The sequence below is a fragment of the Klebsiella sp. K-Nf6 genome (assembly GCF_002806655.1).
Classification (GTDB): domain Bacteria; phylum Pseudomonadota; class Gammaproteobacteria; order Enterobacterales; family Enterobacteriaceae; genus Klebsiella; species Klebsiella variicola.
In genome coordinates this window covers 1-23,715 of record NZ_PIBN01000013.1, presented here as the reverse complement: position 1 = coordinate 23,715, position 23,715 = coordinate 1, and the positions used below count along the sequence as shown (strand labels likewise).

The 23,715-nt window shown below is 57.1% G+C and carries 27 protein-coding genes, 1 tRNA gene and 1 pseudogene; 15 read left to right on the top strand and 14 right to left on the bottom strand.

Features of this window, described 5'->3' with window-relative positions; genetic code table 11:
* Positions 1 to 5: 5 nt before the first annotated feature.
* Both bacA and folB read right to left on the bottom strand, forming a co-directional pair.
* Positions 6 to 827 carry an undecaprenyl-diphosphate phosphatase gene (gene bacA / locus CWM61_RS19775; protein WP_061153280.1) on the bottom strand — a complete coding sequence of 274 codons (822 nt, stop codon included), beginning with the start codon at positions 825 to 827 and terminating at the stop codon, positions 6 to 8.
* Positions 828 to 1,026: 199 nt separating this feature from the next.
* On the bottom strand, positions 1,027 to 1,410 hold the full coding sequence (folB, locus tag CWM61_RS19770; RefSeq protein ID WP_032733826.1) for a bifunctional dihydroneopterin aldolase/7,8-dihydroneopterin epimerase: 384 nt from the start codon (positions 1,408 to 1,410) through the stop codon (positions 1,027 to 1,029).
* A gap of 107 nt (positions 1,411 to 1,517) precedes the next feature.
* Here folB and plsY point away from each other — a divergent pair, with 107 nt between their 5' ends.
* Entirely contained in the window at positions 1,518 to 2,135 is a 618-nt protein-coding gene (gene plsY / locus CWM61_RS19765) for a glycerol-3-phosphate 1-O-acyltransferase PlsY (RefSeq protein ID WP_061153279.1), read from the top strand.
* A 155-nt stretch (positions 2,136 to 2,290) separates the two neighbouring features.
* A complete protein-coding gene (locus CWM61_RS30065; RefSeq protein ID WP_319823390.1) occupies positions 2,291 to 2,386 on the top strand; it encodes a hypothetical protein in 96 nt (31 codons plus the stop codon).
* Positions 2,387 to 2,459: 73 nt separating this feature from the next.
* Here the strand turns inward: CWM61_RS30065 and CWM61_RS29945 are convergent.
* A pseudogene (locus tag CWM61_RS29945) lies at positions 2,460 to 2,543 on the bottom strand (short-chain dehydrogenase); the annotation flags it as partial.
* Here CWM61_RS29945 and CWM61_RS19755 point away from each other — a divergent pair.
* The 8 genes from CWM61_RS19755 to CWM61_RS19720 all read left to right on the top strand — a co-directional run bounded on the left by CWM61_RS19755 (position 2,533) and on the right by CWM61_RS19720 (position 9,243).
* The gene (locus CWM61_RS19755) at positions 2,533 to 3,357 is read left to right on the top strand and encodes an urease accessory protein UreD (RefSeq protein WP_074387567.1); all 825 of its coding nucleotides are present in this window, start codon (positions 2,533 to 2,535) and stop codon (positions 3,355 to 3,357) included. The pseudogene CWM61_RS29945 and the gene CWM61_RS19755 sit on opposite strands and share 11 nt — an antisense overlap.
* 9 nt (positions 3,358 to 3,366) lie before the next feature.
* A complete protein-coding gene (locus tag CWM61_RS19750) occupies positions 3,367 to 3,669 on the top strand; it encodes an urease subunit gamma (protein ID WP_002916871.1) in 303 nt (100 codons plus the stop codon).
* A gap of 9 nt (positions 3,670 to 3,678) precedes the next feature.
* Positions 3,679 to 3,999 (top strand): urease subunit beta, encoded by a 321-nt coding sequence (locus tag CWM61_RS19745; protein WP_061153276.1) that lies wholly within the window; start codon positions 3,679 to 3,681, stop codon positions 3,997 to 3,999.
* Entirely contained in the window at positions 3,992 to 5,695 is a 1,704-nt protein-coding gene (ureC, locus tag CWM61_RS19740) for an urease subunit alpha (protein WP_100631763.1), read from the top strand. The genes CWM61_RS19745 and ureC overlap by 8 nt, the downstream gene beginning before the upstream one ends.
* 9 nt (positions 5,696 to 5,704) lie before the next feature.
* Complete coding sequence (gene ureE, locus CWM61_RS19735) at positions 5,705 to 6,181, top strand: urease accessory protein UreE (protein ID WP_100631762.1); 477 nt, start codon at positions 5,705 to 5,707, stop codon at positions 6,179 to 6,181.
* 1 nt (position 6,182) lies between these two features.
* Entirely contained in the window at positions 6,183 to 6,857 is a 675-nt protein-coding gene (locus CWM61_RS19730) for an urease accessory protein UreF (protein WP_100631761.1), read from the top strand.
* 8 nt (positions 6,858 to 6,865) lie between these two features.
* Positions 6,866 to 7,483 (top strand): urease accessory protein UreG, encoded by a 618-nt coding sequence (ureG, locus tag CWM61_RS19725; protein ID WP_002916877.1) that lies wholly within the window; start codon positions 6,866 to 6,868, stop codon positions 7,481 to 7,483.
* Between the two features lie 152 nt (positions 7,484 to 7,635).
* On the top strand, positions 7,636 to 9,243 hold the full coding sequence (locus CWM61_RS19720; RefSeq protein WP_100631760.1) for a purine-cytosine permease family protein: 1,608 nt from the start codon (positions 7,636 to 7,638) through the stop codon (positions 9,241 to 9,243).
* Between the two features lie 44 nt (positions 9,244 to 9,287).
* Here CWM61_RS19720 and tsaD read toward each other — a convergent pair whose 3' ends face one another.
* Positions 9,288 to 10,301: a tRNA (adenosine(37)-N6)-threonylcarbamoyltransferase complex transferase subunit TsaD gene (tsaD, locus tag CWM61_RS19715; RefSeq protein WP_008806537.1), complete on the bottom strand. Its 1,014-nt coding sequence runs from the start codon at positions 10,299 to 10,301 to the stop codon at positions 9,288 to 9,290.
* 237 nt (positions 10,302 to 10,538) lie between these two features.
* Here tsaD and rpsU point away from each other — a divergent pair, with 237 nt between their 5' ends.
* From rpsU to rpoD, 3 genes are all read left to right on the top strand, one after another.
* On the top strand, positions 10,539 to 10,754 hold the full coding sequence (gene rpsU, locus CWM61_RS19705) for a 30S ribosomal protein S21 (protein WP_001144069.1): 216 nt from the start codon (positions 10,539 to 10,541) through the stop codon (positions 10,752 to 10,754).
* Between the two features lie 111 nt (positions 10,755 to 10,865).
* Positions 10,866 to 12,611 carry a DNA primase gene (gene dnaG / locus CWM61_RS19700; RefSeq protein WP_061153271.1) on the top strand — a complete coding sequence of 582 codons (1,746 nt, stop codon included), beginning with the start codon at positions 10,866 to 10,868 and terminating at the stop codon, positions 12,609 to 12,611.
* A gap of 217 nt (positions 12,612 to 12,828) precedes the next feature.
* A complete protein-coding gene (rpoD, locus tag CWM61_RS19695) occupies positions 12,829 to 14,670 on the top strand; it encodes an RNA polymerase sigma factor RpoD (protein ID WP_074387563.1) in 1,842 nt (613 codons plus the stop codon).
* Positions 14,671 to 14,769: 99 nt separating this feature from the next.
* On the opposite strand, the gene mug is transcribed toward rpoD, so the two are convergent.
* A complete protein-coding gene (gene mug, locus CWM61_RS19690; protein WP_061153269.1) occupies positions 14,770 to 15,276 on the bottom strand; it encodes a G/U mismatch-specific DNA glycosylase in 507 nt (168 codons plus the stop codon).
* Positions 15,277 to 15,400: 124 nt separating this feature from the next.
* Between mug and CWM61_RS19685 the strand changes: the two genes are divergently transcribed.
* Positions 15,401 to 15,476 (top strand) — tRNA-Ile (locus CWM61_RS19685).
* A 157-nt stretch (positions 15,477 to 15,633) separates the two neighbouring features.
* Here the strand turns inward: CWM61_RS19685 and CWM61_RS19680 are convergent.
* The gene (locus CWM61_RS19680) at positions 15,634 to 15,852 is read right to left on the bottom strand and encodes a DNA-binding transcriptional regulator (protein ID WP_023343301.1); all 219 of its coding nucleotides are present in this window, start codon (positions 15,850 to 15,852) and stop codon (positions 15,634 to 15,636) included.
* A 93-nt stretch (positions 15,853 to 15,945) separates the two neighbouring features.
* Between CWM61_RS19680 and CWM61_RS19675 the strand changes: the two genes are divergently transcribed.
* Positions 15,946 to 16,353 (top strand): hypothetical protein, encoded by a 408-nt coding sequence (locus CWM61_RS19675; protein WP_061891797.1) that lies wholly within the window; start codon positions 15,946 to 15,948, stop codon positions 16,351 to 16,353.
* Between the two features lie 40 nt (positions 16,354 to 16,393).
* Here CWM61_RS19675 and CWM61_RS19670 read toward each other — a convergent pair whose 3' ends face one another.
* The 8 genes from CWM61_RS19670 to CWM61_RS19635 form a co-directional block, all read right to left on the bottom strand.
* Positions 16,394 to 17,545 carry a phage late control D family protein gene (locus tag CWM61_RS19670; protein ID WP_100631759.1) on the bottom strand — a complete coding sequence of 384 codons (1,152 nt, stop codon included), beginning with the start codon at positions 17,543 to 17,545 and terminating at the stop codon, positions 16,394 to 16,396.
* Complete coding sequence (locus CWM61_RS19665) at positions 17,545 to 18,024, bottom strand: phage tail protein (protein ID WP_100631758.1); 480 nt, start codon at positions 18,022 to 18,024, stop codon at positions 17,545 to 17,547. Before CWM61_RS19665 ends, CWM61_RS19670 begins: the two co-directional genes overlap by 1 nt.
* An 11-nt stretch (positions 18,025 to 18,035) precedes the next feature.
* Positions 18,036 to 20,465: a phage tail tape measure protein gene (locus CWM61_RS19660; RefSeq protein WP_100631757.1), complete on the bottom strand. Its 2,430-nt coding sequence runs from the start codon at positions 20,463 to 20,465 to the stop codon at positions 18,036 to 18,038.
* Positions 20,458 to 20,577, bottom strand: coding sequence for a GpE family phage tail protein (locus CWM61_RS19655; RefSeq protein ID WP_014343413.1), 120 nt, complete (start codon positions 20,575 to 20,577; stop codon positions 20,458 to 20,460). Before CWM61_RS19655 ends, CWM61_RS19660 begins: the two co-directional genes overlap by 8 nt.
* A gap of 32 nt (positions 20,578 to 20,609) precedes the next feature.
* Entirely contained in the window at positions 20,610 to 20,885 is a 276-nt protein-coding gene (locus tag CWM61_RS19650) for a phage tail assembly protein (RefSeq protein ID WP_004195711.1), read from the bottom strand.
* A gap of 59 nt (positions 20,886 to 20,944) precedes the next feature.
* On the bottom strand, positions 20,945 to 21,460 hold the full coding sequence (locus CWM61_RS19645) for a phage major tail tube protein (RefSeq protein ID WP_014343412.1): 516 nt from the start codon (positions 21,458 to 21,460) through the stop codon (positions 20,945 to 20,947).
* A 13-nt stretch (positions 21,461 to 21,473) separates the two neighbouring features.
* Positions 21,474 to 22,655, bottom strand: a complete 1,182-nt coding sequence (locus CWM61_RS19640; protein ID WP_061891794.1) for a phage tail sheath protein — start codon at positions 22,653 to 22,655, stop codon at positions 21,474 to 21,476.
* 110 nt (positions 22,656 to 22,765) lie between these two features.
* A partial coding sequence (locus CWM61_RS19635) for a phage tail protein (protein ID WP_100631756.1) occupies positions 22,766 to 23,715 on the bottom strand: 950 nt, incomplete at its 5' end.

Here is a 23,715-nt window from a genome sequence, read left to right as displayed (position 1 = left end):
AGGCCTTAGAAGAAGACCACGTAAACGGCTGCCGCCACGATAAAGCGGTAGATAGCGAACGGGATAAACGAGATCCGTTTGATCAGCTGCAGGAAAGTTTTAATCGCAATCAGCGCCACGATAAACGCCATCACGAAGCCGACGGCAAACATCGGGATATCGCCCGCGTTCAGGAAGCCGATGCTCTTGTAAACGTCCAGCACGGTGGCGCCCATCATCATCGGTACCGCCAGCAGGAAAGAGAACTCCGACGCCGCATAACGACTGACGCCCATCAGCATGCCACCGGAAATAGTTGCCCCGGAGCGCGAGAAACCCGGCCACAGCGCCAGGCACTGAAAGCAGCCGATGACAAACGCCTGACGATAGGTCATATCGTCAATGCCGACCGCGCGCGGCTGTTTCGGCTTGAGTACTTCCGCCGCAATCAGCAATACGCCGCCGACAATCAGGGCGTACATCACGTTTACCGGGTTAAATAAGGATTTAATGGTGTCGTGAAAAATCAGCCCCAGCACCACCGCGGGGATCATACCGAGGAGGATATGGATAAGCGACAAGCGACCGCTGCCTTTGCCTTCATGCTCCGGCGGCCTGCCGAAATGGATGCCGATCAAACCGAACAGACGACGCCAGAACATCACCACCACGGCGAGTATCGAGCCTAGCTGAATAACCACTTCAAAGGTATTTGCCGTATCACCTTCAAACCCCAGCAGGTGACCAACAATAATCATATGACCGGTACTGGAAACAGGTAAAAACTCTGTCAACCCCTCAACCACACCCAATATTGCCGCCACCAGCAGCGAGTGTATATCGCTCATTCAATTAAACCCTTTAAAAAGTAAAATGAAAAAAACCAGGAACACGCTATCGTTCAACAGACACAACCCGGCAGCCAGACCGCACAAGCCCCCCTCAGCGTACACGGAGTACACGAGGATTCGCTCACCGTCCTGAAAGAACATCGCCAGTTAAATTGCCTGATGACCGGATGCTATGACCGGTATAAACGCAATTTGTTTAACAAGTATGACTTGAAAAGTTTTGTTTCAGATTAAGGCCACGTTCAATAATCACACCGACATTTGCCGCGCGGGCCACGGCGCCAGGTTTGCTGACTTTAATACGCACCCATGGCGACTGGAATGTTTCCAGCAGCAGGTCGGCCACTTCTTCCGCCACCCGCTCCACTAACGCGAATTTCCCCCCCTCCACATGCGCGATCACTCGCTCGCTAATATCAGCATAGCTGAGGCAGTCGCTGACATCATCGCTGGCAGCAGCCTTGCGGTTATCCCATGCAATTTCGATATCGAACACCAGCTTCTGCTCAATGGTTTGTTCCCAGTCATAAACACCAATGGTGGTGATTACCGAAAGTTGCTCTATAAATACAATATCCATCACGCCCTGCCTGCTTTTTAGCTAAACCGGATACCACTTCCGGCGAATTATGCGTATTATCCACAGATGCAGAGAATACAACGACATTTTCAAAACGGAACAGCGTTATGAGTGCAATCGCGCCTGGACTGGTACTCCTCGCCTACCTCTGCGGCTCCATTTCCAGCGCCATTCTGGTATGTCGCCTTGCTGGCCTGCCCGACCCACGCGACAGCGGCTCAGGCAACCCCGGGGCCACTAACGTACTACGAATTGGCGGAAAAGGGGCGGCCGTAGCGGTACTTATTTTTGATGTGCTGAAGGGCATGCTCCCGGTGTGGGGCGCCTGGGCGCTGGGCCTTACGCCGTTCTGGCTGGGGTTAGTGGCGATTGCCGCCTGCGTAGGCCATATCTGGCCCATCTTCTTTCATTTTCGCGGTGGCAAAGGCGTCGCCACGGCCTTCGGCGCTATCGCGCCCATCGGTCTCGATCTGACCGGGGTGATGGCCGGGACCTGGCTGCTGACCATCCTGCTCAGCGGCTACTCGTCCCTTGGCGCTATCGTCAGCGCGCTTATCGCCCCTTTCTACGTCTGGTGGTTTAAACCGCAGTACACCTTTCCGGTGTCGATGCTCTCCTGCCTGATCCTCCTGCGCCATCATGACAACATTCAGCGTCTGTGGCGTCGCCAGGAGAGCAAAATCTGGCCCCGGGTGAAGAAGAAAAAAACGCCAGAGCAGAAGTAATCTCCCCTCCCGGCCCCCCATGCCGGGGGGATCCTCGGTCCGGTTTACCCATCTCACCCGCACTTTTGCTCCACGTCGTCATGATACGCGGTAATCGCCGCATCCCCCTTTTGTAACAACGCGTTAGCCGTGACTAAAAGCAAAAGTTCCGCCGCCTGCTGGCATCGCGGACGGGTCCGTCCTCCCGCCTTATCCGCCGCGGCCAGTCGGCAGATAAGGATATTGACGGCAAAGATTATCCGGGTGAATAATTCAGAGCGGTTATGCCGCTTTCCCCTCGCGCCCGTCGCGACGCGCCGGGTAACGGATGACATAAGCGTTTCATATGACCGGGATAATCACCCACCGATCAATACTCATTGCTGCTGTTTTATCTTGATTTTGCAGGGGCGCAACATTGCACGGCACCGTGTTACCACCACTCAAAAAAGGCTGGCAGGCTACGCTGGATCTCCGCTTTCAGCAGGCCGGAGGCAAGACCGTTCTCGCCCGCGCCCAACACGTCGGCCCGCTGACCGTCCAGCGCCCGTTTTACCCGGAAGAAGAGACCTGTCACCTCTATCTGCTTCACCCGCCCGGCGGCATCGTCGGCGGTGATGAGCTGACAATTAGCGCCCACGTTGACCCCGGCTGCCATACGCTGATAACCATGCCTGGCGCCAGCAAGTTTTACCGCAGCAGCGGCGCGCAAGCGCTATTGCGCCAGCAGTTGACGCTCGCCCCGCAGGCGACCCTGGAGTGGCTCCCGCAGGATGCCATCTTCTTTCCCGGGGCGAATGCCCGGCTGTCCACCACCTTTCATCTTTGCGCCTCCAGCACGCTGCTGGCCTGGGATCTGCTCTGCCTTGGCCGCCCGGTGATTGGCGAAACCTTCAGCCACGGCACCCTCAGCAACCGGCTGGAAGTGTGGGTGGATGACATACCGCTGCTGGTTGAGCGCCTGCACCTGCAGGAGGGAGAGCTGTCCAGCGTCGCCGAACGTCCCTGGGTTGGCACTTTGCTGTGCTATCCGGCTACCGATGCCCTGCTCGACGGGGTGCGCGATGCGCTGGCACCGCTCGGTCTCTACGCTGGCGCCAGCCTGACCGACCGCCTGCTGACGGTGCGTTTCCTCAGTGACGATAATCTGATTTGCCAGCAGGTGATGCGCGACGTCTGGCAGTTTCTGCGCCCTCATCTCACCGGCAAGTCTCCCGTACTTCCCCGAATCTGGCTGACTTAAGAGAACGTTATGGAACTGACCCCCCGAGAAAAAGACAAGCTGTTGCTGTTTACCGCCGCGCTGGTGGCGGAACGCCGCCTGGCCCGCGGCCTGAAGCTCAACTATCCGGAGTCCGTGGCCCTGATCAGCGCTTTTATTATGGAAGGCGCCCGCGACGGCAAAAGCGTGGCCTCACTGATGGAGGAAGGCCGTCACGTCCTGACCCGCGAGCAGGTGATGGAGGGCGTCCCGGAAATGATCCCGGATATCCAGGTCGAAGCCACCTTTCCGGACGGCTCGAAGCTGGTCACCGTTCACAACCCGATTATCTGAGGTAGCGCCATGATCCCCGGTGAATATCACGTTAAGCCCGGTCAGATAGCCCTGAATACCGGCCGGGCGACCTGTCGCGTGGTCGTTGAGAACCACGGCGATCGACCGATTCAGGTCGGTTCGCACTACCATTTCGCCGAGGTCAACCCGGCGCTGAAGTTCGACCGTCAGCAGGCCACTGGCTATCGCCTGAATATCCCGGCCGGCACGGCGGTACGTTTTGAACCCGGCCAGAAACGCGAGGTCGAGCTGGTGGCCTTCGCCGGTCACCGCGCCGTCTTCGGCTTCCGCGGCGAGGTCATGGGCCCTCTGGAGGCAACTGATGAGTAATATTTCACGCCAGGCCTATGCCGATATGTTCGGCCCCACCGTCGGCGACAAGGTGCGCCTGGCGGATACCGAGTTGTGGATCGAGGTGGAAGATGATTTGACCACCTACGGAGAAGAGGTCAAATTCGGCGGCGGCAAAGTGATCCGCGACGGGATGGGCCAGGGACAAATGCTGGCCGCCGACTGTGTCGACCTGGTGCTCACCAATGCGCTGATCGTCGATCACTGGGGGATCGTCAAGGCCGATATCGGCGTGAAGGACGGGCGGATCTTCGCCATCGGCAAAGCCGGTAACCCCGACATCCAACCCAACGTCACCATCCCCATCGGCGCCGCGACGGAAGTGATTGCCGCCGAAGGCAAGATCGTCACCGCCGGCGGGATCGATACCCATATTCACTGGATCTGTCCGCAACAGGCGGAAGAGGCGCTGGTCTCCGGCGTGACCACCATGGTCGGCGGCGGCACCGGCCCGGCCGCAGGCACCCACGCCACCACCTGTACCCCGGGCCCGTGGTATATCTCACGCATGCTGCAGGCGGCCGACAGCCTGCCGGTCAATATCGGCCTGCTGGGCAAGGGCAACGTTTCTCAGCCGGATGCCCTGCGCGAGCAGGTGGCGGCGGGCGTCATTGGCCTGAAAATCCACGAGGACTGGGGCGCCACGCCGGCGGCGATCGACTGTGCGTTAACCGTCGCCGATGAAATGGATATTCAGGTCGCCCTGCACAGCGACACCCTCAATGAGTCCGGTTTTGTGGAAGACACCCTCGCCGCCATCGGCGGGCGCACCATACACACCTTCCATACCGAAGGGGCCGGCGGCGGCCATGCGCCGGACATCATCACCGCCTGCGCCCATCCGAACATTTTGCCGTCGTCCACCAACCCAACGCTGCCCTACACCCTCAACACCATCGATGAACATCTCGATATGCTGATGGTCTGCCACCATCTGGACCCGGACATTGCCGAGGACGTGGCCTTTGCCGAGTCGCGCATTCGCCGGGAAACCATCGCCGCGGAAGACGTGCTGCACGACCTCGGCGCCTTCTCGCTCACCTCCTCCGATTCGCAGGCCATGGGTCGCGTCGGGGAAGTGGTCCTCCGCACCTGGCAGGTGGCGCACCGCATGAAGGTACAGCGCGGAGCGCTGGCGGAAGAGACTGGGGATAACGACAACTTCCGCGTGAAGCGCTATATCGCCAAATACACGATCAACCCGGCACTGACCCACGGCATCGCGCAAGAAGTCGGATCCATTGAGGTGGGTAAGCTGGCGGACCTCGTGGTCTGGTCACCAGCCTTCTTTGGTGTGAAACCCGCTACCGTGATCAAAGGCGGCATGATCGCCATCGCGCCGATGGGCGATATCAATGCCTCGATTCCGACCCCGCAGCCGGTGCATTACCGTCCGATGTTTGGCGCCCTGGGCAGCGCTCGTCATCACTGCCGCCTTACCTTCCTGTCGCAGGCGGCGGCGGACAACGGCGTTGCCGAGCGGCTGAACCTGCACAGTGCGATCGCCGTAGTGAAAGGCTGCCGTACGGTGCAGAAAGCCGACATGGTGCACAACAGCCTGCAGCCTAACATTACCGTCGACGCGCAAACCTATGAGGTGCGGGTGGATGGGGAACTCATCACCAGCGAGCCGGCAGACGTTCTGCCGATGGCGCAACGGTATTTTCTGTTTTAAGGAGAGCGGATGCTTTATTTAACTCAACGTCTGGAGATCCCCAGCGCCGCGACCGCCAGCGTTACGCTGCCGATTGATGTTCGCGTCAAAAGCCGGGTTAAGGTCACCCTCAACGATGGCCGGGAAGCCGGCCTGCTGCTGCCCCGCGGCCTGCTGCTGCGCGGCGGCGATGTGCTCAGCAACGAAGAAGGAACCGAGTTTGTGCAGGTGATTGCCGCTGATGAAGGGGTGTCGGTGGTGCGCTGCGACGATCCGTTTATGCTGGCGAAGGCCTGCTACCACCTCGGCAACCGTCACGTGCCGTTGCAGATCATGCCGGGCGAGCTGCGCTACCATCATGATCACGTGCTGGACGATATGCTGCGCCAGTTCGGCCTGACGGTGACCTTTGCCCAGCTGCCGTTCGAGCCGGAAGCCGGCGCTTACGCCAGCGAAAGCCACGGTCATCATCATGCTCATCATGACCACCACGCTCACAGCCACTAGCATGTCGACAGCGGAACAACGCCTGCGGCTGATGCAGCTGGCCAGCAGCAACCTGCCGGTAGGTGGTTACAGCTGGTCCCAGGGGCTGGAGTGGGCTGTGGAAGCCGGCTGGGTACCGGATGTCGCGGCTTTCGAGCGCTGGCAGCGGCGGCAGATGACGGCGGGCTTTTTTACCGTTGACCTGCCGCTGTTCGCCCGCCTGTACCGCGCCTGCGAACAAAGCGATATCGCTGCGGCCCAGCGCTGGACCGCCTATCTGCTGGCCTGCCGGGAAACCCGTGAGCTGCGGGACGAAGAGCGCAACCGCGGCGCGGCGTTTGCCCGTCTGCTGAGCGACTGGCAGCCGGACTGTCCGCCGCCGTGGCGCACGCTGTGCCAGCAAAGCCAGCTCGCCGGAATGGCCTGGCTCGGCGTTCGCTGGCGCATCGCGCTGCCCGAGATGGCCCTCAGCCTGGGCTACAGCTGGATTGAGAGCGCCGTGATGGCTGGCGTCAAGCTGGTGCCCTTCGGCCAGCAGGCCGCCCAGCAGCTGATTTTACGTCTTTGCGACCACTACGCGGCCGAGATGCCCCGCGCGCTGGCCACGCCGGACGGCGATATCGGATCGGCCACCCCGCTCGCCGCCATCGCCTCTGCCCGGCATGAAACCCAATACTCCCGATTATTCCGTTCCTAGGAGAAGCCATGAATTCTTATAAACACCCACTGCGCGTCGGCGTCGGCGGCCCGGTCGGCTCCGGTAAAACCGCTCTGCTGGAAGCGCTGTGCAAAGCGATGCGCGATACCTGGCAGCTGGCGGTGGTCACTAACGACATCTATACCAAAGAAGATCAGCGTATCCTTACCGAAGCGGGCGCGCTGGCGCCTGAACGCATTGTCGGTGTGGAAACCGGCGGCTGCCCGCATACGGCGATCCGCGAAGATGCCTCGATGAACCTCGCTGCCGTGGAAGCACTGAGCGAAAAATTCGGTAACCTCGACCTTATCTTCGTGGAAAGCGGCGGCGACAACCTGAGCGCCACCTTCAGCCCGGAGCTGGCGGATCTGACCATCTACGTCATCGATGTGGCTGAAGGGGAGAAGATCCCGCGCAAAGGCGGGCCGGGGATCACCAAATCCGATTTCCTGGTGATCAATAAAACCGACCTTGCCCCCTATGTGGGCGCGTCGCTGGAAGTGATGGCGAGCGATACCCAGCGTATGCGCGGCGATCGCCCATGGACCTTCACCAACCTGAAGCAGGGCGACGGCCTGAGCACCATTATCGCCTTCCTTGAAGACAAAGGCATGCTCGGCAAATAGACCTTTTGCACCAGCCGGGCGCAGGCGCGTCCGGATGGTGCAGCCCCTGCTCTCTCTTCTATCACCCTGCACCACCCTCCCCGCCACGCCTGCCCTGCAATATGGCATAAGGTTTGCTAATTCAAGTCATGCCTAACCATTAAGGAATGACTATGTCATCACTGGATCTCAACCCTGAATTACCTGCGACAACGCGGACTTCCGGCTCCCGGGAAACCTTAGAAGATTACACCTTGCGTTATGCCCCGCTGAGCTTCCGCCGCTGGGGACCTGGCGTCGTCGCGGTCACGGCGCTGGGCGGCATCGCCTACCTGGCCGACTTTTCCATCGGCGCCAGCATCGGTATGGCCTGGGGTACCAGCAACGCCATCTATTCGATCCTGGTGGCGGCGCTGGTGATCTTCCTCACCGGCATTCCGCTGGCGATCACCGCCGCGCGCTACAACATTGACCTTGACCTGATCACCCGCAGCGCCGGCTTCGGCTATTTCGGCTCGGTGATCACCAGCATTATTTTTGCCGGCTTCACCTTTATCTTCTTCGCCCTTGAAGGCTCGATCATGGCCCAGGGGCTGCTGGTGGGCCTCGGGATCCCCCTGTGGATGGGGTATCTGATCGCCACCCTGATGGTGCTCCCGCTGGTGGTCTATGGCATGAAAGCCCTGACCCGCCTGCAGGTGTGGACCACTCCGCTATGGCTGGTGCTGATGGTGGTGCCGGTGGTGTGGCTGATTGTCAAAGATCCGCAGCTGGTGGACGGCTTCCTGCATTTCGCCGGTAAAAACAGCGCGTCGACGGTGGATATCACCGCCATCATGCTCGGCGCCGGGGTATGCCTGTCGCTGATCATGCAGATTGGCGAGCAAATTGATTACCTGCGCTTTATGCCGCCTAAGACCGCGGAGAACCGTAAAAGCTGGTGGCTGGCGGTCTTTTCCGCCGGCCCGGGCTGGGTGGTGTTAGGCGCGATCAAACAGATCATCGGCGCCTTCCTCGGCTTCTATCTATTGACCCGTTTCCCGGCGGTGCACAATACCGAACCAGTGCAGCAGTTCGTCAGCGTCTTCGATAACCTGGTGCCCGGCTGGCTGGCCCTGACGCTGGCGGTGGTGCTGGTGGTGATCTCGCAGATCAAAATTAACGTCACCAATGCCTACTCCGGCTCGCTGGCGTGGACCAGCGCCTGGACCCGCACCACCAAACGCTATCCGGGACGGATTATTTTTGTGGTGGTCAACCTGGCGATTGCCCTGGCGCTGATGGAAGGCGATATGTTCAGCGCCCTGTCGTGGATCCTCGGCTTTTACTCCAACTTCGCCATCGCCTGGGTCGTGGTGGTGGCAACCGACATCACCTTTAATAAAGGCCTGCTCAAGCTGGCGCCGGCGCAGCCGGAGTATCGTCGCGGCATGATCTACAACGTTAACCCGGTGGGCGTGGTCTCCTTTGGCCTGGCCGCCGGGCTATCGATCTGCGCCTTCTTCGGCCTGCTGGGCGCGACGCTGGCACCGTTCTCGCCGCTGATTGCGCTGGTCGTCGCCTTTGTCATGACCCCGCTGATGGGGATCCTTACCCGCGGGCGCTACTATATTAAGCAGGTGGATGACGGTATCGCCGAACCGCGCTATGACGTGGCGGGGAACGCCTCCACCACCGTGTATCAATGCGTTAGCTGTGAGGAAGAGTATGAGCGCCCGGACGTGATGCACTCGCACAAGCATCAGGGAGCGATCTGTTCGCTGTGTAAAAGTATGGAGTAGTCAGGAAGGCAGGCCGACGTGACGTCGGCCTGTTTCAGGAGGCGTTAGGCGGCAGGCAGCTCGGCCAGCGGCCAGCGCGGGCGAACCGTCACGCCGAGCTCGGCTTTGGCGCCGGTTTGCAGACGCACCATGCCGGCGTAGGCTATCATCGCGCCGTTGTCAGTACAGAACTCAGGGCGGGCGTAGAACACCTCGCCGCCGCGTTTTTGCATCATCTCCGCCAGCTTCGCCCGCAGGGTACGGTTGGCACTCACGCCTCCCGCCATCACCAGACGCTTAAAGCCGGTTTGCTCCAGCGCGCGGCGACATTTAATCATCAGCGTATCGACGACCGCATCCTCAAACGCGCGGGCGATGTCGGCGCGGGTTTGCTCATCGTCGCCATTATTACGAATGGTGTTGGCGGCGAAAGTTTTCAGGCCCGAGAAGCTGAAATCGAGCCCCGGACGGTCGGTCATCGGCCGCGGGAAGACGAAGCGGCCTTCGGTGCCCTGAGCGGCCATTTTCGACAGCATCGGTCCGCCGGGATAATCCAGCCCCAGCAGTTTCGCCGTCTTATCAAAGGCTTCGCCCGCCGCATCGTCAATCGACTCGCCCAGCAGTTCATACTGACCAATACCGGTGACGCTAATCAACTGGGTGTGGCCGCCGGAAACCAGCAGCGCGACGAACGGGAACGCCGGCGGGTTATCTTCCAGCATCGGCGCCAGCAGATGCCCTTCCATATGGTGTACCGGGATCGCCGGCACGTTCCAGGCGAAGGCTAGCGACCGGCCAACGGTCGCCCCGACCAGCAGCGCCCCAACCAGGCCAGGGCCCGCCGTATAAGCGACGGCGTCGATATCTTTCGCCGTCAGACCGGCTTCTTTCAGCGCCGCCTGGATCAGCGGCACCGTTTTGCGCACATGGTCGCGCGATGCCAGCTCCGGCACCACGCCGCCGTAATCCGCATGCAGTTTCACCTGACTATACAATTGGTTGGCTAACAGACCTTGCTGGTCGTCATAAATCGCGATGCCGGTTTCATCGCAGGATGTTTCAATGCCCAGTACACGCATGAGTTGTTTTACCTCGCTTCAATACCGCGCAGTGTAGGTCCAATGACCGGCGATGTAAAACTTTGCTCACCCCTGGTGCTCTGTTCGTGTATACTCCTCACCCTTATAAAAGTCCCTTTCAAAAAAGGCGCCGGTGCTTTACAAAGCAGCAGTAGTTGCAGTAAAATTCCGCACCATTTTGAAATAAGCTGGCATTGCGGCCAGCGGCAAACCGAATTAATCAAAGGTGAGAGGCACATGCCGGTAATTAAAGTACGTGAAAACGAGCCGTTCGACGTAGCTCTGCGTCGCTTCAAGCGTTCCTGCGAAAAAGCAGGTGTTCTGGCGGAAGTTCGTCGTCGTGAGTTCTATGAAAAACCGACTACCGAACGTAAGCGCGCTAAAGCTTCTGCAGTGAAACGTCACGCGAAGAAACTGGCTCGCGAAAACGCACGCCGTACTCGTCTGTACTAATCTGTTGAGAGCGACGCTCTCAATTCAGACCGAGTTGTAGTTGTAAGGCCGTGCTTCCGAAAGGAATGCGCGGCTTATTTTCGTTTATAGTCATCAGAAATAACGGGGCTTATGGCTGGACGAATTCCACGTGTATTTATTAGCGATCTGCTTGCCAGAACCGACATCGTCGATTTGATCGATGCGCGGGTAAAGCTGAAAAAGCAGGGCAAAAATTTTCACGCGTGCTGTCCGTTCCATAACGAAAAAACCCCCTCTTTCACCGTCAATGGTGAAAAACAGTTTTACCACTGCTTCGGCTGCGGGGCGCACGGCAATGCTATCGACTTCCTGATGAACTACGACAAGCTCGAGTTCGTGGAAACGGTCGAAGAGCTGGCCGCCATGCACAACCTCGAAGTGCCTTATGAAGCAGGCAACGGACCCAGCCAGATAGAGCGCCATCAACGGCAAAATCTCTACCAGTTACTGGATGGTCTGAATGCGTTTTACCAACAGTCTCTGATGCAGCCCGCCGCCGACCCTGCGCGCCAGTACCTGGCAAAACGGGGGTTAAGCAGCGAGGTGATTACGCGCTTTGCCATCGGCTATGCTCCCCCCGGGTGGGATAACGTTTTAAAACGTTTTGGCGGCAATCAAGAAAACCGCCAGTCGCTTATTGATGCCGGCATGCTGGTCACCAACGATCAGGGACGCAGTTATGACCGCTTCCGCGAACGGGTGATGTTCCCCATCCGCGATAAGCGAGGCCGTGTGATTGGGTTTGGCGGACGAGTGCTGGGCGATGCCCTGCCGAAGTATCTGAACTCCCCGGAAACCGACATATTCCATAAAGGCCGCCAGCTGTATGGCCTGTATGAAGCACAGCAGGACAACCCCGAACCACCGCGTTTGCTGGTTGTCGAAGGGTATATGGACGTCGTAGCGCTGGCGCAATACGACATCAACTATGCCGTGGCCTCGCTGGGTACCTCGACCACGGCCGACCATATCCAGCTGCTGTTTCGGGTGACCAATAACGTCATCTGCTGCTACGACGGCGATCGGGCTGGCCGCGATGCCGCCTGGCGCGCGCTGGAGACGGCGCTACCGTACATGACCGATGGTCGCCAGCTGCGTTTTATGTTTCTGCCTGACGGCGAAGACCCGGATACGCTGGTGCGTAAAGAGGGCAAAGCGGCGTTTGAGGCGCGGATGGAGCAGGCTCAGCCGCTCTCCACGTTCTTGTTTAACAGCCTGCTGCCGCAGGTCGATCTGAGTACCCCGGACGGGCGCGCGCAGCTGAGCACGCTGGCGCTGCCGCTGATCACTCAGGTACCCGGCGAAACGCTGCGCATCTATTTGCGTCAGGAACTGGGCAACAAGCTGGGCATTTTAGATGACGCACAGCTTGAACGTTTAATGCCAAAACAGTCTGAAAATGGCGCGCCGCGTCCCGTACCACAGCTAAAACGCACGACCATGCGTATACTGATAGGACTGCTGGTGCAAAACCCGGATCTGGCGCCGTTAGTCCCACCGCTGGAGGGACTGGACTCGCGCAAAATGCCAGGGCTTAGCCTGTTCAGCGAACTGGTGAAAAGCTGTCTGGCGCAGCCTGGTCTGACAACCGGGCAACTTTTAGAGCAATATCGCGGCACAAAAGAGGCCGCAACCCTTGAAAAACTGTCGATGTGGGACGATATAGCAGATAAAGATATCGCTGAACAGACCTTCACCGACTCGCTCAATCATATGTTTGATTCACTGCTGGAACTGCGACAAGAAGAGTTGATAGCTCGCGATCGCACACACGGTTTAAGCAGTGAAGAACGCCGGGAACTCTGGACTATCAGCCAGGAGCTGGCGAAAAAATAAATGACAGACAATATCATTCACGTTGTATCAAGGCAGCAAGAAAACGCAGAACAACGTGAAGGATCAGAATTTAACGGCTTAAGTGCCGAGTATCGATCGGGAAGCCCCCGACAGCCGCGCAGAGGCGCAGCGGCAATAATATAAGTACGCCCTCGCTTTAAATGTCGACAGCCCGCTGCCGACACCAATCAAACGAATTAAGTGTGGATACCGTCTTATGGAGCAAAACCCGCAGTCACAGCTGAAGCTTCTTGTCCAACGTGGTAAGGAGCAAGGCTATCTGACCTATGCCGAGGTCAATGACCATCTGCCGGAAGATATCGTCGATTCCGATCAGATCGAAGACATCATCCAAATGATCAACGACATGGGCATTCAGGTGATGGAAGAAGCACCGGATGCCGATGATCTGATGCTTGCCGAAAACACCGCGGATGAAGATGCTGCCGAAGCTGCCGCGCAGGTGCTCTCCAGCGTAGAATCCGAAATCGGGCGGACAACCGACCCGGTGCGCATGTACATGCGTGAAATGGGTACCGTAGAGCTGCTGACCCGTGAAGGCGAAATCGACATCGCCAAACGTATTGAAGATGGAATCAACCAGGTTCAGTGCTCCGTTGCCGAATACCCGGAAGCGATCACCTACCTGCTTGAGCAGTACGACCGCGTCGAAGCGGAAGAAGCCCGTCTGTCCGATCTGATCACCGGTTTCGTCGATCCGAACGCCGAAGAAGATATGGCGCCGACCGCCACCCACGTTGGTTCCGAACTGTCTCAGGAAGAGATGGATGACGACGAAGACGAAGACGAAGAAGACGCCGACGACGACAGCAGCGATGACGACAACAGCATCGATCCTGAGCTGGCCCGCGAGAAGTTCGCCGAGCTGCGTACCCAGTACGAGCTGACGCGCGACACCATCAAAGCCAAAGGTCGTAGCCATGCCGCCGCGCAGGAAGAGATCCTGAAGCTGTCTGAAGTCTTCAAGCAGTTCCGCCTGGTGCCGAAGCAGTTCGATTACCTGGTCAACAGCATGCGCAGCATGATGGATCGCGTTCGTACTCAGGAACGTATCATCATGAAGCTGTGCGTTGAGCAGTGCAAAATGCCGAAGAAAAACTTCATCACCCTGTTCACCGGCAACGAAACCAGCGAAACCTGGTTCAACGCTGCGGTAGCGATGAACAAGCCGTGGTCCGAGAAGCTGCTGGAAGTGAAAGAAGACGTGCAGCGCGGTCTGCAGAAGCTGCACCAGATCGAAGAAGAGACCGGCCTGACCATCGAGCAGGTGAAGGACATCAACCGTCGTATGTCCATCGGTGAAGCGAAAGCCCGCCGTGCGAAGAAAGAGATGGTGGAAGCGAACTTGCGTCTGGTTATCTCTATCGCCAAGAAATACACCAACCGTGGCCTGCAGTTCCTCGATCTGATTCAGGAAGGCAACATCGGTCTGATGAAAGCGGTCGATAAGTTCGAATACCGTCGTGGTTACAAGTTCTCTACCTACGCGACCTGGTGGATCCGTCAGGCAATCACCCGCTCCATCGCGGATCAGGCGCGCACCATCCGTATTCCGGTGCATATGATTGAGACTATCAACAAGCTCAACCGTATCTCCCGTCAGATGCTGCAGGAAATGGGACGTGAACCGACGCCGGAAGAGCTGGCTGAGCGCATGCTGATGCCAGAAGACAAAATCCGTAAGGTGCTGAAGATCGCCAAAGAGCCTATCTCCATGGAAACGCCGATCGGCGACGATGAAGATTCGCATCTGGGGGATTTCATCGAGGATACCACCCTCGAGCTGCCGCTGGATTCTGCGACCACCGAGAGCCTGCGTGCGGCAACGCACGACGTGCTGGCCGGCCTCACCGCGCGTGAAGCGAAAGTCCTGCGTATGCGTTTCGGTATCGATATGAACACCGACCACACGCTGGAAGAAGTGGGTAAACAGTTCGACGTTACCCGCGAACGTATCCGTCAGATCGAAGCGAAGGCGCTGCGTAAACTGCGTCACCCAAGCCGTTCTGAAGTGCTGCGTAGCTTCCTCGACGATTAATCGTCTCGGGGCATCGTCCACAGCCTGTTAAAAAGCTCCCTGCGGGGAGCTTTTTTTATGGCGTTCTGGTGGCCATCCGAGGAAAGTGGCATATCTCCGCTACTGGCCGCGCGTCGCCAGGGCATCATCCAGTTCGCGATAGGCCGCCACCAGCTTATCAAGCGTCGCCCGGTTTAAGCCGCTGGGATTGGGCAGCACCCACACCTGAGTCATGCCGATAGTCATGGCCTGTTTGCCCCACTTCGCGCCGCGCTGGTTAAAGGCCTGCTCGAAGGCCTGCTTGCCGAGAACCGCCAGCGCCCGCGGCTGATACTCCTCTATTTTCCGAACCAGCTCACGACTGCCGCTGCGCAGCTCCTGCAGGGCGACCTCGCTGGCCTGCACCGTCGGACGCTCAACCAGCATGGTGATGCCGCAGCGCGTATCCAGCAGCTGCAGCTCCTCTTCCGGCCTCAGCAGCCGATCGGTAAACCCGGCCTGATGGATGACCTTCCAGAAGCGATTGCCAGGATGGGCAAAATGAAAGCCGGTATGGGCGGAAGACTTCCCCGGGTTGATACCACAAAAGACCACGCGCAGGCCCGGCGCAAGGATATCGCTAATCATGTTTTCTCCGGCTGTATGGCTAAAACATGATTATAAAGGATTGAAAATGCATTGTTTATAAAAACAGCAGCTGCGCGCTTTACGCTGGATTGCAACCGTCAGTTACTTTATAATCCCTCGCCACGGCCCCTTAGCTCAGTGGTTAGAGCAGGCGACTCATAATCGCTTGGTCGTTGGTTCAAACCCAACAGGGGCCACCAAATTTTAGCTTTAAAATCATATAATTAAGCCACTCACGCGAGTGGCTTTTTTCTTATATCGTTATTGAGTGGCGATAAAATGGCGGTGCATTTTTTACCGCCACTTTTCAGATCACATAAAAAAACCCGCTCGCGGCGGGCATTTTATGAAATTTTTTCAGAGCCATAGCGGGCGCTGACCACCAACTGTCGGATGAGGCGGGGCCGGGATTATCGTTCCTGGCGTAACAATAAAACGTTCCACCGATTCCATCGTTACGAACGTACAACTGCAATTTATGTTAGTACATTGGTGGTAACGCTCTTTGGTGTTCTCACTTAGATAGCGACTGGTGCGCGCATGTGCCGCGTGCTGGCATTTTGGACAATGGAACATTACTACACTCCGCGATTCACATAATGTGAATAAATGATACACAATAATTCACCAAAAGCGAAAGATATTCATAGTCAGTTGATAAGGATGCCCATGAAACTCTTAAAAATAACGCTTCTATGTACTTTCGCAGCCCTTTCAAGTAGAGCCTTTTCACAAAGCATTGATGCACAAATTTTAATGAAAAGTCTTAAACCGTGGCAGCCCGTTGGAATTGAGGTTAAGACGGCCTCAGTGAAAATAAAGTTACCAACTGCCACTGTAACCTCAGATGCATATGAAGCACTGATATCGTCCGGTGTCTGCACTCCTGTTTGGGTTAAAAGTGCCCCTGAGGGATATCTCAAAAACACCAAAGAGATACATGTCGTTAATAAATTTTCAGCGCAAGGCTATACGTTTGAAAACCCTCTGAATACATGTAAAAAGATGGGTGCGCTGATGGACGATGAAGCAAAGACTTTGATGTATGGAAACACCCACGGCTACGTTTCAAAATGAAGATGACAACAACCCGTTTGGTTACGGGTTGTTTTCCTTTTTAAGCATCCACAGCATCATATTCCACATCAGACAACCTCACCTCAAGCTCTAGGCTCGTCGTAAAGCCGCTTTTATTCAGGTAGTGCATAACTTTAGTGATCGTCCAAGATTGCTCGTCTATAACGCGCTTAAAGCCTTTAACCTGTACCGGCGTCTCAGGGTAAAGATCAGCCCGCCCCGTCGCCAGCCTGATTGAAAACTCAGCAACTCCACGTTGCAGTTTGTCCCATTTTGCCTGGGCAGCTCGCATCGCCTGCGCTTTGGTTGAAAAAATTGTCGTCAGGGCGAACACGTTGTCATCCTCGCCGACCATGTATTCACCTTCCCTGGCTTCCGGCGTCTTCACCGCTTTTTTCTTCGTTACCGGTTTGGCTTTTGGGTGCTGTAGTGCACGTAAATGTTGCTCTTTCGGTTTCCGCTTTAACGTCACCTTTTGCTTTTGTGGTTTCGGGTCTTTGGTGTGTAACCATTTTGCTGTGACACCGGTATATGCCCCACGGTCGGCAATCGAAAACTGATGCCTGTCGCCATCGCTGCGGGTGATAGTGACTTGTGGAATAGCCTTTCCACTGGCTGTTAACCCACGCCCGGCTTTCAGAAAAAGTAATTTTCCGGCTTTTACCGAAACCTCACCGCCGTTTCGCTCGGCGAGGCGTGTCAAAAATTTGGCGTCCGATTCCTGTGACTGATCGATATGCGGAATTTTTATTCCAGCCAGCTCCGGTATAACACTTGACGTCAGTTTGTTACGTGCCGCTATCGCCGCCACAATTTCGCCGAGCGTCTTGTCATGCCATGACTCTTCCCGACGTGAGTTCAGCGTTCCGCGAAAATCGGCGCTACGGGCGCGGATTGTCACCGTATCCGGCGCGCCATGATGTTCAACCTCATCGACGGTAAAACTTCCCTTACCCGTCAACGCAAAGCCTTTCCACCCGAGGTAAAGCGTCAGTACAGCGCCGCGTAACGGCAGCTCGACCAGCCCGTCAGCATCATCGAGTTCGATATCGAGCTGGTCGGCTTCGAATCCGCGATTGTCTGTCATCGTCAGGCTCATCAATCGGTTACTGATGATGCCGGTAATATCTTTGCTGTCGAGCATCAGCATAAAATTGGGCGTCAGTACGCCACCCGCATTCAGATCCAGCATCAGCTAATCCCCGCCATTCCAGCCACTGACGAGGCCATATCTCCCGCCTTACCAATCAGTGATTTGGCATGTTCGCCGATATCGCCATACAGTGCCGCAAGGGATTCATCCACGCGGGTGAGCGTCAGCGTAAAATCAATTTTGCGCGCCGTGCCGTCAGCAAAAAACAGGCTTCCTGTCTCGCTGATATTATTGATGACGTACATACCGTAAATCGTGCCGGTGCCATCCAGTAACGGCCAGGCGCGCCCCTCGTCAGCCATTAAACGAATGGCCGTCATCGTCAACTTTCCGCCAGTGAGCTCCGGGTAAAGCGTTCCGGCCAGGGTGATTTTTTCCTCTCCCGGCCCCAAAAACTGAAATGAATCCCGCTTCCCGACGCGGGAATTTGACGGCCATCGATACTCGGCATCGCGTTGCATCGTCTGATGTGGCAACGTCTGACGCATAAAAACAAACATTCCAAGAGCTAGCATCATCATCCACCTCCTTAATCGTGCATCATGCTGGCTCGGGCTCTGGCCCGCTTATCGCGTTCATATTTTTCTAACGCGTCCTGCAACTGGTTTCCGAGTTGACCGCCCGGCGCACCACCCGGCATGTTGATTTGATAGGTTGGGCTGCTCTGGTCAATGTAGGTACGACCGGCGGGGGCCGTCACAGGCTGATAACCGCCATAAGTGCTGGTCGCGGGAATATAAGAGCCACCCTGCGTGGCGGCACTGGCTTTCGCGGCAGTCTGGTCAAGCGTGCTGGACTCTTTATTGATAATGCCGAGCTTCTCAAGCACCCAGTCAATACCGCTGCGCAGCTTATTAAATGCCGTCAGTGGCAGCGTTAAGGCATCCGCCAGTCGCTGGCCGAACAACACACCGGCATCACGAAAACGGTTTAACGTCTCCTGCGAGGATTTGACCGGCGCGATAAGGTTGTTAAACCAGTCCCATGCGGCTTTAAGTTTTCCGCCTAGCCAGTCAAACATCGGTTTAAGCGGTGCAAATAGTTCTGCTACTGGCGCGAAGGCCGTGCGCAATCCTTCCATCACACCGCCAAAAAACGCGCTGATGGGTTCCCAATATTTACGGATGAGCAATGCCCCGGCCACTATTGCGGCCACGACAGCAACAACCGGCCAGGAGATCGCGCCAATTGCAGTCACAACACCACCGGCCACCGTAGTAAATACGGTACCGAGTGCCGTCGCAGCGGCGATGATGGCATTTACACCGGTTATCACCGGCCAGGCAATCAGTCCAATAGCCCCAATCATCCCCACGCCCCCGATCGCCACAGCGGTAATCACCCCCAGCGTCTGCGCGAGCTCTTTATTTCGCTGGATCCACTTATCAAGTTTGAGCACGTAGCCGGTAGCGGTTTGCACCAGTTTACGTAAAGAGGACTCTTGCAGGTCAAAAAGGTCAGTACCTACAGCCTCATATGCCGACTGAAACTCTTTAAAGTCGCCGCCGAGGTTTTCCTGCATAACCTTAACTAGTTCCTCCGTCTTACCGTCAGAGGCTTTAAATGCAACCGTGAGCTTATCCAGCTTTCCTGATTTAGCCGCGTTCATCAAAACAGCGGCGGCAGAACTGGCCTCTTCGCCAAATATCGTTTTCATGTATTCAGCGCGCTGACCGGTACCCAGTTTATTTTTATCAAAACTGGCCTGCATTTCCTTCAGGATGGTAAATATCGGGCGGGTATTCCCTTTACTGTCTGCCGTTTTTACCCCAAGCTCTTTAATCGCCGCGTAGGCTTGCCCGGTCGGTGCCTGGAGTCGATTTAAAATAGCGCGACTACCCGTACCAGCCATTGACCCCGTAATTTTCGCATCATGTAGGGCGCCAACCATTGCAGCGGCTTCCTCAATGCTGACACCGGCATTTTTCGCCACCGGCGCAGCATATGTCAGCGCATCACTAAGCCCGTCAAAATCTGCGGCGGTTTTATTCATTGTCATCGACAGGACATCACCGATGTGAGAGACCTGCTCGTTAGTAAGCTGGAAAGCTGATTTCATCCCCATCAGCAAACCGGCGTTCTCTTCCATTGTTCGACGGTTAGCAAGCGCCATATTAAGTGTGACGGGCGTCGCCGCCTGAATCGCTGCCGCGTCTCCGCCTGCTTTCGCAATGATAATCTGAGCACCGGCCGCATCATCGGCAGAGGCGGCAGTATTGTCGCCCAGCAGTCGGGCCTGATTTCGCAACGCAGTCATTTCTGCGGAGTCTTTCGCCACGCCGAGTACAGCCTGTAACTCGGAGTTTTTCTGCGCAAAATCATAACCCGGTTTCATTAGTGCAATACCGGCCAGCGTGCCTGTCGTCGCCATACCGACACCGGCGGCACCCATTGCGGCCGCATTTCCGGCCAGCTCTTTACCAGCCTGATATCGCTGTTTAACCGCGTTGAGCTTTGCCTGTTGCGCGCTGACGCGCGCCAGTGCTTCACGCTGGCGATTAAGCTGCGCCGTCGTTTCGCTGATGCTGGTTTTTAACCGGCGCTCGTCTGCCGCCAGGGTGCGGGTATTAATTCCCGCCTGGCTGAGTTCCTGCCGCTGGCGCTGTACAGCCTGCCGCAAGCTGTTGTGTTTGAGCTGGAGCGCTGCGGCACTTTTTCGGGCGGCATCCATTGCCTGCGCCTGCGCGCGCGTCGGCTGTTCCGTATTTCTAAACTGGATCGCCAGTGCGGCGGCTTCCTGTTTAGCTTTCTTCAGCTCCTGACCGGTAACGGCAAGTTGCGCGCTGGCCTTGCGAAACCCGTCGATACGGGATGCCTGGCCGTTCAGTTCACGCAGTGATTTTTGAGTGTCCCGGATATCACCAGACAGCGTTTTGCTCGCTGTCTGGATGGATTTAAACGGGCGGGTCGCCTGGTCAACAGCCTTGAGTAATACCTGCAATTTAACGTCGTTACTCATTCGTGTTTCCGCTTCGCTGTAGCGCTTTTTCGCGCCAGGTGGTGAGCTCGGTCAGGCTCATGGGATATAACTCTGATGGCGGCCAGTGAAAAATCACCGCGATATCCGCCATCAGGTCATCGACCGACATATCTTTCGGAAAATTTAATCCGCCAAATTCGGCGACAAAAAACCGATCACCTTTGTTGCCAGCGCCATCAAATCGGGTAAATCCATCATGACGACATCCGACTCGGTGAGTGATGGGCTGGTCATACGCGGCAGCACTTTAATCAGGGCGTCGACTTCAGAGCGCGCAACGTCGGCCAGGCTGACACCGCGCAGGGTTCCGGCGTTGGGCTTCATCAGGGTGATTTTTTCGATGACCTGCTCGCCGCGTTTGATGGGGTTTTCCAGGGTGACGATGTTTTCTTTGCTCATGAGTTTCTCGCTGTTTACGGATTCGGGATTAACCGGCCAGGCATGCTGGCCGGGGAAAATTACAGGCCGATATTGCGGCGGTGCTGGTCGAGTCGGTCGACGCCGTTCACCTTCTCAATCATGTTGAGGACGTCGATTTCTACCAGCTCTTTACCGTTCATGGTCAGCTTGTAGTACGTGCAGACCAGCGATAATTTGCTGCTGGTATCCTCGCCCTGTTTGCTCTCGCCGTTATCGACTTCCTTCACCTTGAAACGGGTCTCTACTTCCACCGCCACGGTTTCGCCGGTATCGTCCCGCTGGTAAGAGCCTGCATAGCGCAGTAGCGTCCCGGTACCGACGGCACCGTAAAGCGACCAGATCGCATCATCAGGGAAGCCGCCGAGGGAAATCTCCATCGCCAGCGCGTCATCGTCGAGGCCAAAATCGACAGGGGCCGAGCCTGACATCCCGCCGCCCCGGTAATTTTCCAGCTTACGGGTCAGCTTTGGCAGGGTGACGGACTCGATAACGCCGAGATAGCTGACGCCATCCAGAAACGTGTTGAGGTATTTGAGCTTGCGCGGCATTGCCATTGGTCAGGGCTCCTTAATTGCTGTTAACCGATGACACCAGATTCGCCAGGTATTTATCGGTAATGCGCTGGCGTAGCGTCAGGTTTTCGAGAGGGGGAACCGGCGTATAGTCGTAATCGATATACAGTTTCCCGGCTTTGAGGGTCGCCGCGTCGTTGGCCGATTCATCAAACCAGCAGGTCGCATCGACGATATAGCCTGCCGTTTTCATCTCGCGGAATTTCGCATTGATACCCGCAACGATGTCTTTAATCAGCGTGGCAGTGATCGGCTTGTCGACCGCCCACATGTGACCAGCGGCCATTGTGTCGGCGATAACCTGCGCGGTGCGGGTGTAGTTCTCAAACAGGAACAGCGGGTCATCGGAGCAGCAGCGGTTACCCCAGAATCGAAAACCGTCTTTACGAATGAGCGTGGTGACGCCAGCCTCGTTAAGCAGGTCGGCATCGGTGCCGGATTCCTGCAAATCCCAGAAGACCGACGCGCTGATACCGGTGACACCGTTCACGCCAACGTTTGACAGGGTTTTATGCCAGCCGGTGTCCTGGTCGATTTTGGCGCGCAGGCCCAGCGCGCGGGCGGTCGCCCAGGCGGTCTCGGTCGTGTTCGCCGTGGTATCCCATGCCAGAAAATCCGGCCAGATAACCATCAGCTCGCGCTGGCTGAAATGCTTACGATAAAGCATGGCCTCGGAAAGGGTCTGACAGTTCCAGGCGCTGATATAGCCAAACGCGCGCAGCTTCTGACAAATCGGCGCGAGCGCGGTCGCCACTTCGAGGGAGTCGAGACCCGGCACGCCGAGGATGCGCGGTTTAACGCCGGTGACGGCCTCCGCCGTGAGCAGCGCTTTGAGCCCGGTGTAATTGCCGCTCTCGTCAGTGCCGCCGATGATATTAGAGACAGTCTGCGCTTCGGCATCATCGCCGGTCCCTTCCGCAACGCGTACAACAACAACGACCGGCTTCGACTGGTCGGCGATGGCCTGGAGGGAGGCGGCCAGGGTGCCTTTGGTTCCTGCTTTCGCAATAGCGCTTTGCACGCTGGTAATCAGTACGGGCTTGTTGAGCGGGAACGTGGCGGCATCGGCATCGCTGGCCGTGCAGACCATGCCGATAATCGCTGTGGATACGGTAGAAATGACGCGGGTGCCGTCGTTAATCTCGACAACCTGGACGCCGTGATGAAAATCGCTCATCCGTTTAACTCCGTGGTTAAGGGTGAGCATTATTTTCAGTCGTGGGGGAAAGAGTGACGAGTCATCCCCGCTGTACCGGGTACAGTACAACAGGAATGCCCGCCCGAGAGTCAGGCAACGCGGCTCCAGCACATCAGCAGGGTGTGAGCTTCCACCACGCTGAACGATTTACCCTCGCCGAGGTTGTCAGTTTTGCCGCTGGTCGTGTGTTTGTGCGGCGGTACTGTGACTTCGTGTTCGTGTTCTCCGGCATCATCCGTCACACCCGGCTCTTTCGGGTTAAAGAGCTGCCGCACATCCCCGCCAATTTCCCACGGGTCATCTTTACCGGCCACACCACCATGATGGTGAATACCGCCGCGCGTGGTCGTCAGCTTCTGCTCAGGCTGCTCGCTGGTTTCCCCGCTTACATCAATCTGCACGGCGGGAAGATTCGCCCGCTGAAGGGTGACCGTATCGCTGCCGCCAGTGGCGCCGACGTTCGAACCGCCCGCTTTTGCCACGCGGATGGTTCTGTTCTCACCGGTATACGTCCACGTTGACCACGGGTAGCGTTCATTCGGGTCCACATGCTGGCTGTAAAACCGGACCGTGCCGACAGGGTTTTCCGCTTCCCAGAAATCACGAATGGCGGTGCTGACCGCTGATGCAATGGCCTCCCTTGTCTCATTCTCCAGGGTGGAAACAATGTCATCGGCATAATCTTTGGCGTTGTTCCCCGCCCGGCGGACTTCTTCCACCGTCGCCAGGATGACTGACGGGTCCGCAATCATCTGCACATCGGCAGTCTGGCTCACCATCAGCCAGATATTAATTACCTGAAAACGTCCCGACCCTTCCGCCAGAAGCGGCTTGTAGGATTCGGGCAGGTTCGCCACCGCCAGGCAGATACCGGTCTCGTCAAAGAGGGCGGCCTCGCGTATCCAGAAGCCCCCGGCCTGCGGCGGTATTATCATTTCGGCGCGGATAACATTTGCCGCCTGGTCGGCGATAACCAGCCGGTTTAACGGTGCGCGGTACTGCTCGTTAATCAGGGCGGTCTGGTCCGGGGACGGCACCG

Coding starts and splice junctions, on each gene's coding strand:
- bacA (WP_061153280.1), bottom strand. CDS start 827: ATGAGCGATATACACTCGCTGCTGGTGGCGGCAATATTGGGTGTGGTT.
- folB (WP_032733826.1), bottom strand. CDS start 1,410: ATGGATATTGTATTTATAGAGCAACTTTCGGTAATCACCACCATTGGT.
- plsY (WP_061153279.1), top strand. CDS start 1,518: ATGAGTGCAATCGCGCCTGGACTGGTACTCCTCGCCTACCTCTGCGGC.
- CWM61_RS19750 (WP_002916871.1), top strand. CDS start 3,367: ATGGAACTGACCCCCCGAGAAAAAGACAAGCTGTTGCTGTTTACCGCC.
- CWM61_RS19745 (WP_061153276.1), top strand. CDS start 3,679: ATGATCCCCGGTGAATATCACGTTAAGCCCGGTCAGATAGCCCTGAAT.
- ureC (WP_100631763.1), top strand. CDS start 3,992: ATGAGTAATATTTCACGCCAGGCCTATGCCGATATGTTCGGCCCCACC.
- ureE (WP_100631762.1), top strand. CDS start 5,705: ATGCTTTATTTAACTCAACGTCTGGAGATCCCCAGCGCCGCGACCGCC.
- CWM61_RS19730 (WP_100631761.1), top strand. CDS start 6,183: ATGTCGACAGCGGAACAACGCCTGCGGCTGATGCAGCTGGCCAGCAGC.
- ureG (WP_002916877.1), top strand. CDS start 6,866: ATGAATTCTTATAAACACCCACTGCGCGTCGGCGTCGGCGGCCCGGTC.
- CWM61_RS19720 (WP_100631760.1), top strand. CDS start 7,636: ATGTCATCACTGGATCTCAACCCTGAATTACCTGCGACAACGCGGACT.
- tsaD (WP_008806537.1), bottom strand. CDS start 10,301: ATGCGTGTACTGGGCATTGAAACATCCTGCGATGAAACCGGCATCGCG.
- rpsU (WP_001144069.1), top strand. CDS start 10,539: ATGCCGGTAATTAAAGTACGTGAAAACGAGCCGTTCGACGTAGCTCTG.
- dnaG (WP_061153271.1), top strand. CDS start 10,866: ATGGCTGGACGAATTCCACGTGTATTTATTAGCGATCTGCTTGCCAGA.
- rpoD (WP_074387563.1), top strand. CDS start 12,829: ATGGAGCAAAACCCGCAGTCACAGCTGAAGCTTCTTGTCCAACGTGGT.
- mug (WP_061153269.1), bottom strand. CDS start 15,276: ATGATTAGCGATATCCTTGCGCCGGGCCTGCGCGTGGTCTTTTGTGGT.
- CWM61_RS19680 (WP_023343301.1), bottom strand. CDS start 15,852: ATGTTCCATTGTCCAAAATGCCAGCACGCGGCACATGCGCGCACCAGT.
- CWM61_RS19675 (WP_061891797.1), top strand. CDS start 15,946: ATGAAACTCTTAAAAATAACGCTTCTATGTACTTTCGCAGCCCTTTCA.
- CWM61_RS19670 (WP_100631759.1), bottom strand. CDS start 17,545: ATGCTGGATCTGAATGCGGGTGGCGTACTGACGCCCAATTTTATGCTG.
- CWM61_RS19665 (WP_100631758.1), bottom strand. CDS start 18,024: ATGATGCTAGCTCTTGGAATGTTTGTTTTTATGCGTCAGACGTTGCCA.
- CWM61_RS19660 (WP_100631757.1), bottom strand. CDS start 20,465: ATGAGTAACGACGTTAAATTGCAGGTATTACTCAAGGCTGTTGACCAG.
- CWM61_RS19655 (WP_014343413.1), bottom strand. CDS start 20,577: ATGGCGGATATCGCGGTGATTTTTCACTGGCCGCCATCAGAGTTATAT.
- CWM61_RS19650 (WP_004195711.1), bottom strand. CDS start 20,885: ATGAGCAAAGAAAACATCGTCACCCTGGAAAACCCCATCAAACGCGGC.
- CWM61_RS19645 (WP_014343412.1), bottom strand. CDS start 21,460: ATGGCAATGCCGCGCAAGCTCAAATACCTCAACACGTTTCTGGATGGC.
- CWM61_RS19640 (WP_061891794.1), bottom strand. CDS start 22,655: ATGAGCGATTTTCATCACGGCGTCCAGGTTGTCGAGATTAACGACGGC.